Origin of the sequence: Larkinella bovis (assembly GCF_042655385.1) — a bacterium.
GTDB classification, from domain to species: domain Bacteria; phylum Bacteroidota; class Bacteroidia; order Cytophagales; family Spirosomataceae; genus Larkinella; species Larkinella bovis.
The window spans coordinates 1-14,216 of sequence record NZ_JBHSMA010000014.1 but is presented as its reverse complement, the minus strand read 5'-3'; the positions used below and the strand labels follow the sequence as shown (position 1 = coordinate 14,216).

10 protein-coding genes are annotated in these 14,216 nt (G+C 48.5%); 1 reads left to right on the top strand and 9 read right to left on the bottom strand.

What is annotated here, in order from left to right; translation table 11 throughout:
• Positions 1 to 7: 7 nt before the first annotated feature.
• From ACFPMF_RS24880 to wecB, 7 genes are all read right to left on the bottom strand, one after another.
• Complete coding sequence (locus ACFPMF_RS24880; protein WP_379850246.1) at positions 8 to 1,351, bottom strand: RagB/SusD family nutrient uptake outer membrane protein; 1,344 nt, start codon at positions 1,349 to 1,351, stop codon at positions 8 to 10.
• Positions 1,352 to 1,356: 5 nt separating this feature from the next.
• Positions 1,357 to 4,434 (bottom strand): SusC/RagA family TonB-linked outer membrane protein, encoded by a 3,078-nt coding sequence (locus ACFPMF_RS24875; RefSeq protein WP_379850244.1) that lies wholly within the window; start codon positions 4,432 to 4,434, stop codon positions 1,357 to 1,359.
• A gap of 617 nt (positions 4,435 to 5,051) precedes the next feature.
• Positions 5,052 to 6,806 (bottom strand): histidine kinase dimerization/phosphoacceptor domain -containing protein, encoded by a 1,755-nt coding sequence (locus tag ACFPMF_RS24870; RefSeq protein WP_379850242.1) that lies wholly within the window; start codon positions 6,804 to 6,806, stop codon positions 5,052 to 5,054.
• Positions 6,807 to 6,960: 154 nt separating this feature from the next.
• Positions 6,961 to 7,626: a hypothetical protein gene (locus tag ACFPMF_RS24865; RefSeq protein WP_379850240.1), complete on the bottom strand. Its 666-nt coding sequence runs from the start codon at positions 7,624 to 7,626 to the stop codon at positions 6,961 to 6,963.
• 27 nt (positions 7,627 to 7,653) lie between these two features.
• Complete coding sequence (locus ACFPMF_RS24860; RefSeq protein WP_379850238.1) at positions 7,654 to 9,117, bottom strand: capsule assembly Wzi family protein; 1,464 nt, start codon at positions 9,115 to 9,117, stop codon at positions 7,654 to 7,656.
• A 47-nt stretch (positions 9,118 to 9,164) separates the two neighbouring features.
• A complete protein-coding gene (nusG, locus tag ACFPMF_RS24855; RefSeq protein ID WP_379850236.1) occupies positions 9,165 to 9,659 on the bottom strand; it encodes a transcription termination/antitermination protein NusG in 495 nt (164 codons plus the stop codon).
• Between the two features lie 31 nt (positions 9,660 to 9,690).
• Positions 9,691 to 10,800 carry a non-hydrolyzing UDP-N-acetylglucosamine 2-epimerase gene (gene wecB / locus ACFPMF_RS24850; protein ID WP_379850451.1) on the bottom strand — a complete coding sequence of 370 codons (1,110 nt, stop codon included), beginning with the start codon at positions 10,798 to 10,800 and terminating at the stop codon, positions 9,691 to 9,693.
• On the opposite strand from wecB, the gene ACFPMF_RS24845 reads away from it, so the two are divergent.
• Entirely contained in the window at positions 10,744 to 10,962 is a 219-nt protein-coding gene (locus tag ACFPMF_RS24845) for a hypothetical protein (protein WP_379850459.1), read from the top strand. The genes wecB and ACFPMF_RS24845 overlap by 57 nt on opposite strands.
• Before the next feature lie 336 nt (positions 10,963 to 11,298).
• Here the strand turns inward: ACFPMF_RS24845 and ACFPMF_RS24840 are convergent, their stop codons facing one another.
• Complete coding sequence (locus ACFPMF_RS24840; RefSeq protein WP_379850234.1) at positions 11,299 to 12,942, bottom strand: hypothetical protein; 1,644 nt, start codon at positions 12,940 to 12,942, stop codon at positions 11,299 to 11,301.
• A gap of 368 nt (positions 12,943 to 13,310) precedes the next feature.
• Entirely contained in the window at positions 13,311 to 14,087 is a 777-nt protein-coding gene (locus ACFPMF_RS24835) for a hypothetical protein (protein ID WP_379850232.1), read from the bottom strand.
• Positions 14,088 to 14,216 lie beyond the last annotated feature (129 nt).

Genomic DNA, 14,216 nt, shown 5'->3' with positions numbered 1-14,216 from the left:
ATCGGTTTTAATAGCCCGGGTTTTGTTGTAAAGCCTTGTCGACCAGCAGTTGATCCACCGGTACTGGCAGCAGCAAGCGGTTGGCATCGGTAATGCCCAGCACGGCAGCCGCCCGACCCGTCCGGACGAGGTCAAACCATCGGTGCGGCTCCAGCGCGAACTCCACCCGGCGTTCGTCTTCAATGGCCTGTAACAGCGCCGACTGCGTAGCGGCCGTACTGGCGGTCAGTCCTGCGCGGTCGCGGATCGCATTCAGGTCACCGAGGGCGTCGGTCAGCCTGTTGCGTTGCGCCCGGGCCTCCGCCCGGATCAGGTACTGTTCGGCAATGCGCAACACGAAGGAAGGGTCCGAAGCCGGATTGCGGTAATAGAGCGTGCCGTACCAGCGGTTCTGGTTGTCTTTGGCCACCAGCACACTGCGGTTACCGCCCACCGCCGGATCGTTCAGCAGGGCCACCAGCGCATCGTTGGGCGCCCACTGCCGGGTGCCGCCGTTGGTTTGCGGCTGCCACTGCCCCCGGTGGCTGTTGACCTCCGTGGTGCCGTTGTAAAATAGCTCGAAAACCGACTCACGAGTGCCCCGGGCGTCATTGGCAAAAAAGGCGCTGTACGGTTTGAGCAAACCGTAATTCGTTGCGTCGTCAAGGAGTTTTGTGGCAAACTCTTCGGCCTTCACCCAGTCTTTCTGATACAGGTAATACCGGGCTTTCAGCGCCCAGACGGTTTTGCGGGTCGCCCGGTAGCGGTCGGTCGTGGCTGGCAGTAAGGTTTCAGCCGCGTCGAGGTCGGCCAGCACCTGCGCGTAGGTTTCGGCCTGCGTGCTGCGCGGAATGCCGGAATTTTCGGTGGGCGAAAGCGTCGGTTTCAGGATCAGTGGCACGCCACCCCAGGTGCGGGCCAGATCGAAATAAGCCAGCGCCCGGATAAAGCGGGCTTCACCGACATACTGATCTTTCAGCGCCTGCGTCAGGGTCGGATCTGTAACGCCCGGCACTTTGTCGATGACGTTGTTGGCGCGGTTGATAGTCTGGTAAATCGCAGTCCACGCCCCTGCGATGGTGGAATTTTCGGCATTAACCCGGTGGTTGATAAACTCCTGCACCTGGGATTGCGATCCGGTCCACTGAATGTTATCGCCCGACAGGTACCCGATGGACTGAAAACCGGTTCCGTAGTAATTGGAACTGCCCAGGGCGCTGTAAACACCCCGAACGGCGGTTTCAGCCGTGGCTTTATCCACAATGGTTTGATCGTCTGAAATGGATTCGAGGGGCTTAACGTCCAGGAACGACTGGCAGGCGCTAAAAACCGTTAGCGCAATCAGGGAAAACCGATTGACAAATGACTTCATGATTCTCAGAGTGTTAGATTGACGCCAAGCTGGATACTACGCGGTTGGGGGGGCGTTCCAAGGTCGATGCCCTGCTGGTTGGGGTCACTGCTGGCGCTGGATTCCGGATCAAGGCCGGTGTACTTCGTGATCAGCAGCAGGTTAGCTCCGGCCAGATAGACGCGGACATTCTCCAGTCGGGCTTTGGTGGTCAGTTGTTTGGGCAACGTGTAACCCAGGTTGAGCGACCGAAGCCGCAGAAACGAGCCGTCTTCCAGCCATCGGCTGCCACCGTCGCGGTAGTTGTTGATGTTGATACCGTCGGGGCGCGGCACATCGGTGATATCGCCCGGTTTCTGCCAGCGGGCATTGTTGCTGGCCAGAATAACCCGGGCCGCATCGCGGGCTCCCCCGCCTTCGCCGAAAAACTTGTTGTGGTTGTAGACCTTGTTGCCGTACTGGAACGCGAAGAAAACACCCAGATCGAAGCCCCTGTAGGTCAGATTGTTGGTCAGTCCACCGAAGAATTTCGGCCAAATACTACCCAGAATCTGCCGGTCGGCCACGGTAATCTTGCCGTCGTTGTTGATATCCTCGTAAATCACGTTCCCGGTTTCGGGGTCGACCCCGAGCTGTTTATACACCCAGAACGAATACAGCGGGGTTCCCTGCTGTTGCAGAATCAGATCGCGGCTGCCGTAGCGGAGCGGGTTTTCCAGCTTCTCGATTTTGTTGATGTTCTGCGCCACGTTGAAACTGGTGGTCCAGGTGAGGCCGCCCCGCCGGATGTTTTCCGACTGAATCCCCAGTTCAAAGCCCTTGTTGCTGATCTCGGCGGCATTGCTCCAGTAGTTACTGAAACCGGTGGTTCCGGCCAGCGCCAGTTGCAGCAATCCGTTGGTGGTATACTTCTGATAGACGTTGAACTCCACCCGCAGCCGGTCGTTGAAAAGAGCCACATCGGCCCCCACGTTGAGCTGGTTGGTGCGTTCCCATTTCAGGTTCGGATTGCCGAGTTGCTGCGGTGCAATACCGGGGCTGCCCTGGTAGGAAGCGCCCCCGGTCCAGAGGCCCTGGGCCGCAAAATTGCCGATGCCATTCTGGTTGCCGGTGGTTCCGTAGCTGGCTTTCAGCTTCAGGTCGCTCACCAAGCGGGAATCCCGCAGAAAATTCTCCTGCTTGATGCGCCAGGCGGCCCCGATGGCGGGAAAATACCCCCACTTGTTGCTGGCTCCGAAGCGCGAAGAACCGTCGGCCCGGATACTGAAATCAACCAGGTATTTTCCGCCGAAATTGTAATCAATGCGCGAAAAGAAGGAGGCCAGGTTGCTCTTCGACCAGCTTTGGCTGCTGGCGGTGGTGGCCGCTGACGAGATTTGCGTAAACTGGTTGTTGGCAAAACCGCGTCCTTCGGCGTAGGTGCGGGTCAGGATGTCGCTTTGCAGGGTGTTTCCCACCAGCACACCGACGGTATGGTTGCCGAATTTCTGCCGGTACGTCAGCGTTTGCTCGTTCAGCCAGGTCGTAAACTGGGTGATGGTGGACGTAGCCAAACCCGCCGGACTGCCCGAAATGAGCAGGTTGTTCCAGTATTCCGACTCGTTGTAGTTGTTATAATCAATGCCCCAACTGGTCCGAAACCGCAGGTTGGGCAGAATCTGCGCGTCGGCGTAGAGGTTGCCGATGTAGCGCAAACTGGCCGACTGCACATCGTAATTGTCAATCAGCAACCTCAGGTTATCAAAACCGGCCCGGCCCACCGGAACGCCCTGTTCGTTAACGGGTGACAGGTACGTGGGGGTATGCAAAGCCGCCTGAAGCAATCCACCCGCCGGGCCATCGCCCGCCCGGGCCTGGTTGCGGAAGGTCCGGCTGAAGGTATTGCTGACGCCCACCTGCACCTTGTCGTTGACCTGCTGATCGAGGTTGACTTTAAAACTCGCCCGCTCGAAATAAACGGGCTTGATGATCGCTTCCTGCCGGTTATAACCGCCCCCGATGTAATATTTGGTGGTTTTGGTGCCGCCGGTCAGCGAGAGGTCGTAGTTCTGGAGCCGACCAGTGCGAAACAGTTCGCCCAGCCGGTCGTAGGTCTGCTGTTCTTCGGGCAGGCCACGACCGCCTTCCGAAACCGGGCGGAAGGGGCGGTTTTCGGCGGTTCGTTTCAGGCCCGGATCATCTTTTCCGGTATTGATCCACCATTCGTTGACGAGTTGCGCGTGTTCGGGGCCCGTGGTCAGCTCCCAGAGCTTGGCCGCTTTGGCCAGTCCGTACGAAGCGTTGAAATTAATTTTGGATTTCTGGTTGAAACTGCCCCGTTTGGTCGTAATCAGAATCACGCCGTTGGCCCCCCGCGAACCGTACAAAGCCGTGGCTTCGGCGTCTTTCAGCACTTCAATGCTTTCAATATCCGACGGATTGATGTCGGCAATGGGCGAAACCGCCTTGCCGCCGGTGCTGACGGTCTGGAGACTGTTGTTGTTGATAAACACCCCATCGACCACGTACAGCGGGTCGTTGTCGGCATTGATGGACGTGGCCCCGCGCACCCGGATGTTGACGGTTTCGCCCGGAACGCCCGTGTTCGAGCTGATTTGTACGCCGGACACCTTGCCCTGCAACTGGGCATCGAAGCTGCCCGTCGGGATGTCCCGCGTGGCTGCCGGATCAATTTTAGCAATGGACCCAATCAGGTTTTTACGTTCCTGGGTTCCGTAACCCACCACAATTACCTCGTTGAGCTGGCGTTGATCGGTGTCTAGCTGAACGCTTAGCGAAGTCTGGTTCCCGACGGTTATTTCCCGGGTAACGTACCCAATGAACGAAAACACCAGGGGTGTGCTGGTGTCGGAGAGCGTCAGCCGGAAAGTGCCGTCGGCTTCGGTCGTCGTGCCGCGGTTGGTGCCTTTGATGCGAATGTTGACGCCCGGCAGGATGTCCCCGTTTTTGTCGGTCACTATGCCCTGCACAGAAGCGTTCTGGGCCCATGTGGCCGGTATGGACAGGAATAGCGCCAGCACAACCAGCCAGCCGCCCCGGAACGGCCTGGCTGGTCGACGAAAAGATCGATGGAAGCGGTTTGAATCCGCAGAATATAAATACATAATTTCTATGTATTAAGTATAATAAAATTTATAAAAGAGGCATAATACCGGCGGGAACCCCGATAGACAGGCCAGCAGGCCCATGCGAATAATCAACCACCGAAAATTCTGACAAGCCTGTCGGGCCTGCCTATCGGGGTTTTAGCCAGTACTTCAAATCGTGAAAGCAAGGGGTAATCGCTGTCAGCAACAACAGCAACGGGAGACGCAAACCAGGGACGTTTCAGCCCCTTCAGAGTGGGATAACAAAACCACCAGCGCCATCGGGTTCGATGACGAAATAGATGTAGAAATCCTTTTCATTCTCGTAAATGAAAGAAGTTAGTTACATTCCAACCCTTTGCTGGTGGTTAACAAAGTGTCGGAAGAAGTTCAGAAATGCTAATTCTACTAAATCAGGAGACAAAGTAAACTAATCAATTTGCAACAATGCAATAGCGGATTCTAATTTATTCTAAAATAGTTTGTTTTTTGCGATAATATACCACCACAACCCCTTAAAATCCTATTAAAAATCCCGAAGGAAATCAGCTGTGGCAATTAGACAATACCGGGTACGGGCCGCAGCTCAACAGCAATTGCAGAGCATAGGAGTGAACGATACGCTGGATCTTTTCTCAGGGTTTAAAGGACAAAAGAAAGGTCAGGCCGTTTTGATTGATGAAATCGTTGATTCCCTTCAACTGCTGAACCTGGATACCGATCAGGGTCAAGCCAAACGATTCGGACGTCGGTTTAGCCACAAAGCCGGGTCCATTGTCAGCGATCCGCAGATGAATGCGTCCCTCGGTCTGATGACAGGTTATGGTTAACGCCGGCTGATCCTGACCGACGAAAGCATATTTACAGGCATTGGAAACCAGTTCCGTCAGGATCAGCCCTAGGGGAACCGCCTTGTCGACATGGAGCCAGATGGGCTCCAGCGTATAAGTGGGTTCCAGATTGCTGTACCCATAGTTGTATAGTACTTCGCCAACGAGTTCCTGGATAAACTCTGCCAGATCGACCTCCACCAAACGGGGACCGACATAGAGCCGTTGATGCAATCGTGACATCGATTCAACCCGTAATCGGCTTTCTTGCACCGCCTTTTGCGCCACGGGATCGCCCACTCGGTTGGCATGCAGACTGAGCAAACTGGTCACAACCTGCAGGTTGTTCCGGAACCGATGGCTCTGTTCCATAACCAAGGCCGCATTTTGTAGACTGATGCGTTTGTTCTTTCGGTATAGCCGAAAAAAAATAACACTCATGACCCCCGTAATCCCCAGGAAAATGCCGGTAATAAGCGTCAACCGTTTCTGTGTCGTCAGATTCTGTGTACGCAGTGCAAGGGCCTCGTTCTGCGCTTTGAGTTGGGCTTCTTTTTTTTCCGTTTCATACGCCACGCCCAACCGGGAAACCGCTCCTTCCCGGTCCATCGTCAAGGCTTTGTTTTTCAAACGCTGGTGTTCTTCCAGGTACTGATACGCCCTTTTCCAGTCACCCGTGGCCGCTGCATACGTTGCCTGTACGTCTGCCAGGTTCTCGAGCAGGTCATGCGTCTTCAGGTCATGCTGCTGACGAAGAAACTGAGTCTGATCCAGGTGATGACGGGCGTTCGTAAACTGCCGGATACGAACATACGCCCGGGCCAGGCACAGGTGAACAATGGCCACGCTATAGAAAACCTGCCGGGCTTTATAGAAAGCCATGGCTTTCTGAAAATAAGGAATGGCCCGGCGCACATCCCGTTGCATCCAGAGGCTCCCCGTGTTTAACTGAATAATGGCAACTTCCTTCGGATCCCTGAGCTTGCGAGCCAGTTTCTCCGCCAGTCGATTATAGTAGAACGTACTATCGAATGAGAGGTAGGTTACGTTTTTTTTCTCCGTGCTGTCGTTGATGAAATTTGCCGAATGAAGACCCGATAGCATGGTATAAGCACTCATCTGCGCATGGTCGGAATGGATTTGCTTCGCCATGGTCAGCGAACGGTGGACGAAACCGTAGGCGTCGCGGTAGCGGTGGGTTGCGGTGGCGATGCCTGCCAACTGGATGTAGAGTTTGGCAAGTTCTGCTGACGGTCCCCGTGGTTCCAGGATTCGTTCGCAACGAATGGACCATTTCTGGGCGGCTTCGAAATCGCCGAGGTTCGAATACCGCTTGCTTAGCAGATAACAAGCTTCGGCCACCCGACTGGAATCGCCCTCCGCCAGGGCCTGACGGTACGAGTTTTGCGCTTCGATCAATCGCTCGGGTTCGGACAGGAGCGTTGCCGAAGCGGGGGGACTATTCGCAGGAACTTGCTGCGATTTTGCCACAGGGGCTATCAACAACCCGCCGAGCGTACTAGCAAAAAAGAGAAGAAGACGAACAGGCCGTTGACACATAGACGCTAATGTCGATGTTCCGCCCGTGAAAATAAAAAATATTAGGAATTACTTTTAAGATAGGAAAAAAGAGGGATGAGAAGGGAGAGGAAAAGAGCCTGGGGACGCGGAGATTTGGAAGGGGTTGGGAATGTCGACGCGTAACTACCAGATTTTAAAAGCGAGCTTCCAAACCGAGGTTACCGCTGGCAGTCATCCCCAATTTTACGGTACAGGGGGGGAGAGAATTTTGGGTACTAAATCGAACAATGAATAATTTAGCTGATTTGGCCGTCAGTTCATTCGACAATTCCAGCAGGCAAATACCGCCAACAAAAAGCCCTATTCCGCCAAGAATTTTGGGCAGGCTCCGCACGGTATACGCCACGTCGATCTCCTGACTGGGGTTCGTTGCGGTACGGCGGGTTTGAACCGTTGCCACATCTTTGTAGCCTTTGAGTCCGTTATAGGCGATCACCACACCGGCCACTGAAACCAGCGGGCCAATGGGTTTCAGGATTTGCCCCCAGCGGTAGTTGGCCAGCGCTTTGGGCGATGTCTGGAACATTTCCCGAATCGTTGCATTCGACAATTTGCCGTCCCGATGATAAATAGAGGTCGTGATAAATCCCCGTTTAGACCAGAGGGAGTCATCGGCGTAGGCTGGACTCGCCTTCGATCGTTCCCGCGGCAGGTTCATAGCCGCCCACTCAGTCCGCAGGGGGTTAGCTACCGGAGAAAGTGAAGTCGTACGGTTTTGGTCCGACCGGTTTTGTAAAAGGGCCTGACCGAATCCATGTACGGAAAGTCCCAAAAAAAGAAGCGGTAGCAGGATCTTCATCAGAGGTAGGATTAACAAATAATTCGTTTAGAAAGACCGCTTTGCCAAAAGGCTGACGCCTACGTTTTGTTTCAGAAGGCCCCCACTATCGTAGGCAACTGTCGTATGGAAGGTGTATTGATGGTACGCAAAAACGACCGACTGCTGAAGAGAAGTCTGATGGAACGTTAAGGGAAGGTCGTAATTACCTAAATTTTCGCTCACTGAAAGTCGCGTTACGAAATCAACGTTGCTGATTCGGCTTTTAACGGCCACCATGAAGGCTTTTACCCGATTGTTAATGATCAGGTTTGGATTAAGCGCCAGATTCTGGGGCAGTCCCGTGGTGTAGCGTAACGGCATAATAAACGGTGTACCAATGGTTTGCCCCTTGTACGTCCATCCGTCGATGTACCGTCCGTTATTAAAATAGTCATCGCGCCCCCGCAGCCGATCGTCGCCCCCAATACTGGATGGGTAAGGGCCACCCTGGCTGGTCGTATTCAGGTATTCCAGGACAAGGCGCAGAACGCCCCGGGTAGCCTGCTTCCGGCTCAGGGACAAGCCCAGCAGCCCATCGGCTATATTATTCAAATGGTACAAGGAACCATCTTCATAAATGGATTGCCGGTATAAAAACCATTTGGTGGTATTTCCTTCGTATTCCAGTCCCAGATCAAAGGTTCCCAAATGGTTGCCGACCCGGTTTCCACCCTCCGCCGAGGCTTTCCCATTCTGAATGACTAAATCCTGGGTATACAAGGATTTGGCACCAACCACATATAAGTACGATTCCAGATCACTGCCATATTTTGTAATAGTCACTCCCCGGTCGATACGCGGATACAAGAGCGTTCCGCCCCACTGCACCTGGTGGTTAAATCCGCCGTAAAATTTAAACCGCCAGGTTGGTTTACCGATCCGCAGGTAGAGGCTTTTCTGGTGCAGAAAGTAGTTTCGAATGGAATCGCCGGTGCCAAACCAGCCATGCGCAAAATTACCTTTCACCGCAATCAATCCGTTTTTCAGAATCCGGGTGTAGGTTGGCAGACTGATTTCGACTTTCGGTATTGGCAGGGCGTTTCCCGACCAGATGTAGGAACCCGAACTTAGGGTCGTATCGGCCAGCCCCTGAATTTCCCGACGCCGTCCGGCGGAAAGCTCAAAAGCTCTGTACCGCAGTTTACCGTAGATTTCAGACAATAAAACCTGGTTAGTACTCCCCACATTCAAAACCGCCCTTGCACCGTAGCCGTAGGAAAACTTTTTTGTGGCAACGCTGTCATATTCCTTTCTCATCTGAGCCCGCAGCGTAAAACCGGGTGACTTGAGCGGAATTTCGCCATATTCGTTCGACCGAATCCAGAACGGATTTGTACCCGCCGTCGACAGAAACGCCCCCGCTTCCACCGAATAGGCTGGCTTCTTTCCCGGATGCTGGGCCTGTACGACCGATTGGCCCAATACGCCACAAAATACAATGGCACGGAAGAGCGGGGAACTCGTCTTCATGGTAAGCAGATTATTTGTTAATCGGTAGACAGAGAGGGCTTTATCAATCAGCCGTTTTTCAGCTTCTCAATTTTCGTTTTACTGGAATCCACCGAAATGGATATCCCCAGCGATTCGAGGTAGAGGTATAATTTCTTACCCTGCCGGGAAACAATCTCCCCCTGGTGGTGCATAAAAGCACCCGAATCGATCCGTACTTTATCCGAAACGTCAAACCGGTGAATCTCGAGGGAATCGTGCTCGAAGTCATTGAGCATATTTTTGATGAGATCGATTTCCTCCTGCCGAACGATGGCCGGTTTGTTCAGCCAGAACAGATAGCGTACGAAGCCCGGCACCCCAAAGACCCGGCTGCGCTCGTTTTCTTCCAAGTTCACAAAACAGTACGAGCGGAAGAGCGGTTCTTCCACAATTTTGTACCGATCCGACCATTTCCGTTTGACCAACCGAAGCGGGCAATACACCTCAATATTTCGTTTTCGGAGGCCGTCGGCCACTAATTTTTCAGAACGCGATTTAGTATAGAGGACAAACCAGGGCATATCATGACCAGTGTTAAAAGATGATGAATGGTTACACAGACGCTTCGTTGAACGAAAGACCTTCCAGCAGGATTTCTAACATTTTTTCGGCCGCGTGCCCGTCGCCATACATTTTCTGATAAACAACTGGCGTTTTTTTTTCGAAGTATTCATACGCTTGAAAAATCCGGTTTTCGTCTGCATCACATAAGAGAGCAGCTCCGCTTTCTACAATTTCCACCCACTCGGTTTCCGAACGAAGGATAATACACGGTTTGTTCAAAAAGTAAGCTTCTTTCTGGACCCCGCCAGAATCCGTCAGAATCAGGTTCGCATTTTTCTCCAGTTGAATCATTTCCAGAAAAGAGACCGGAGGCAGCAAAAGGATCTGCGGATGATTTCTAACAGTTTGAAGCAGGGTAGCATCCAGCAGTAATTCCATTTGTTTCACCGTCCGCGGATGAAGCGGCAGCACGATCCTGGTAGCGAACCTATCCACCAGGCGTTGAAAAGCCCAAAACAGGGCATTCAACCGGGACGGATCGTCGGTGTTGGCATTGCGGTGCAAGGTTGCCAACACATATCCGTCGGCAGCGAGATCATATTTTGCAAGAATAGTAGTATTCCGCTCCGCTACTGCACTAAAAAAGAGAGTATTATCATACATGACATCCCCCACATTAAATATGCCGGGATTATCGGCAGTGTAAGGTGGCTGGGTACCGGCCTTAAAACCTTCGTTGATCAAATTTATAAATCCGGTTTCGGTAGGCGGAAACAGATAGGTCGCGACATGATCGCTTAGAATCCGGTTAATTTCTTCCGGCATTCGTTTGTTAAACGATCGCAACCCGGCTTCAATATGGACGATGGGCGTCTTCATTTTAGAGGCTGCTACAGCCGCGGCCAGGGTCGAGTTCGTATCCCCATAGATAATCAGATAGTCCGGTTTTTCTTGTTCCAGAATGTCTTCAATTCCCTCAATCATTTTGGCGGTTTGCGCGCCATGCTTCCCGGAGCCAACATTTAGGTTGTAATCCGGTTTCGGAATCTGGAGTTCGTCAAAAAACACCGCAGACATTTGCGGGTCATAATGCTGCCCCGTATGGACAATGATCTCCTGAATGGCAGAGGAGAACTTATTTTTGATCGCCCGGCTGATGGCCGCTGCCTTGATAATCTGGGGCCGGGCGCCGATGATGGTAAGGAGTTTGGGCATAGAAAATCGGACTCACAAATTCCAATACTTTTGATTCAAAAGTATTTTAAGTGTAATGGTTCACAAAATTCGCTACGCTTTGCCTATTTTCTCAAATACTTATAATTTAAAATAGTTCAACTTTTAGTTATCACCACCTTTTCCTCCTCAAACCTCTCTTGCACTGATTGAGTCAAATTTGCAAAAGAATAACGTTTTATTAGGCAACCAATAGCCTTATTTATGCGTGAGTAAGTTAAAAAATAGGTATAATCTTCAGCATTCGAGTTAGTGTTAGCCAACTTAAATAAAAATAATTTTACAGGGTTATTTATAGTTCAATAAGTACAAAACATAAATATTACAACCTTATTCACACACCAATAACATCTTTTATATCTTACAAATTCACTCTAATCTTGGAACGCAAGAACAACAAATATACATTAAAAAAACCTACTTTTATCTATTAAAGACATATCCAGCATCATTAATTTTATAAATATGCTTATCATAATTACAAATACGCCATTTCTCCCAATCCCAAAAAGCAATATGAGTAAAATGCGAGTATTTTACTGAATCCATTTTAGCCGCGTATAAACCTTGATCATTCTTGGGGTACACACTATGTTTCACAAGCACAATAGCAGCACCTTTTCTCCAAAAATCAACCTGTTCATCACGCCATGTATATCTTTCGCTTTCAGAATTTAAAATTTCAAACCCAGAAAGATATAATAAATTTTTTATCGGATAAACACCGCCTTGCCCTGTAGTAATATACAAAGTATCAATCTTATGACCAGTCAAATATCGCAAAAAGCTCTCATAAATATAGCCTGATTTTATTTTAAGATCCTTCCACATCAAAGGAGCATATATAATACCTGACGAAAGCATTACTTCATCTGAAGTAGCTAACTTAGTACCACCACCAAGCACAACTCTTAAACTATCAATCGATTCAGTATTAAATTCAAACGACAAAATATCAAAGTAAGTCGGATATGGTTTATTTACAGAATATTCTTCTCTGATATATGGAAATGATTTGAAATAAAACTGAAATCCAACTATATATTGCATCACAAAAACAACAACAACTACAACCCGCCATATTTGATTACACTTTCCATTTAAATTAAAAATATAATTGGACGCATAAACTGAAGGTACGGCAAAAAATGGAATTAAATATAAAAGATGTTTACCCGCCACAAACCGAACATTGATTACCAACATAAAAAACACGACTGGCACTAATGAAATTACAAAAATTTTCCATTCTTTCATTCTAAACAACTGAACAAGTCCAACAACAATTAAAACGGCAACAAGTAAGCTAAAATAGCCAACTAAAGTTCTAACAAACTGTGAATATGATACACTTTCTACCGTTTTAATATTATCACTAAAACTCAAAGAACCACCATGCCCAGCGATCACATCCTGTAATTTATCAACATGACTCACCTTAAACAATACACAAAGCAAAAGTATCACTACAATTCCTATCAATAATACATACAAAACTCTTTGCTTATAGCTTGCGTTTATAAACATAAAACATACAACTGGAAAAGATACCATTACGTCTAATTTAGTATATGCCGCCACTGCTAATGCCACTCCACACATTAAAGATTTAACAAAATCTGGCTTATCATATATCAAATTAAACCCCAGTATCATAAAAAAAGCGGCACCGGTAGCAGCATTCATATAGTACCAAGAGGAAAATATTTCTTGAAATAATAATAAAACCAGACCACATTTAGCAAAAGAAGTATTTGTCACTTTCGAAACAAATCTCGTTGAAAACAAGAAAAATAATACACCAAAACCTGCAGTTATTAGTGAACTGCAAATCATCAAATCAAGTTCTGTTAATATATTCAACAATACAACCCAAAAATATGTGCCAGTCTGGACACTATAACTGTACGTATAAAAATTTTCACGCAACTGACCTAACTCTATTATTTTTCTAGATCCTGTCACTATCCCGAGAGCATCTGATTCGAAGTAGGCAAATGGAAATACTCCTGTTATAAAATATAGTAGTAACACCAAAAATAGAATCTCATATTTTTTACTAGTCACTGTATTATACAACGACAAATTAACCCCGAAGTATGAACGAATTATATTGTAAGTACCCATAAAATGTAAACAGTTTGCAGTTAGATACAAATGCTTATTTTTGATGACTTGAAAGCTACGCTACAGTTATTAATCCTTGAATTATCCTGTAAACATTTTTTTATCAAACTAGCTCACAGCAGCTCGAAGGCTACAAGCAAGTAATACTTACTTTACGGAATTACTCACATATCAACATCATGACAATTAAAAATATGGTTTTGTACTACTTCTAGCCCCTCCCCAACTGTATCCTATCTATAGAATCACAAAATTTTAGAAACAAGGTCACTATAGTGTATAGAAAAACACATTTATATACACTCATTTTAGCAATTAATCTTCTGCTTAACCCTTTTCATAAAGAAATATCGCTTTACTATATTCTTAGAATTTTGTACTACTAATTCTTTTGTCCACAAATAAGGGTCATCATTCCAGCGTTGGGGATGAAAGGTAAACATAATATGATCCGGAAGTAAATTTTTACGAGAAGCAACTATAATATGGTCTGTTGTTCTGAAGGAATGAGAAAACGTCGTATTTACTTTATCCCGGACACTCACTTTCTCTCCATCCCACCGCCGACCGGTATCGGTCAAATAAGCAACTTTACTAAAATCCACATCAAAATAGGGTTCTCCAATGATCCCAAAATCCCGGTAAGAGTATTGTTTCCACAGATCCTTGGAATCGTATTTTGATAAAGGGCTTCCGTGCATACAAATTGTTGACACGGGGACTAATTGCCGTAGCGCTGTTAAATTTTTCTCAAAATCCTTGACAGCAAGGCCCATATTTCCTTTGCACGTTGTCAGGCATTCGTAGTGGTAGCCAATTTCGTGACCTAACTCTGAAATCTTCTTTATAATGTGGGTATCCCAACTTTCTGGAACGGCCCTGAAGTAATAAACGCCTGAAATACCTAACTGATGTTGTAACGAGGCAAAGACAAGAGCGTTTTCAGGACACAGATCAACGTCATGGCGCAAAATAATAACCCTTTCGCTAGGCTTCATTAGGAAAGCCTCTAAGGTTTGAAAATAATAGCCTGTTTCTAGTAAAGTATGAAGAAGTATTTTATACTTCTTTATTGTAAAATCCATTATTATTGATCCGTGAATAAGCTTATAATAATCGTATCTTGTTGTCGGTATGGGAAAATACAAACAATCAGATTACGAACTACTCCGCAGACGCTGTGTTGAACTAGATCTGGCGGGTTGGAAGCAAGG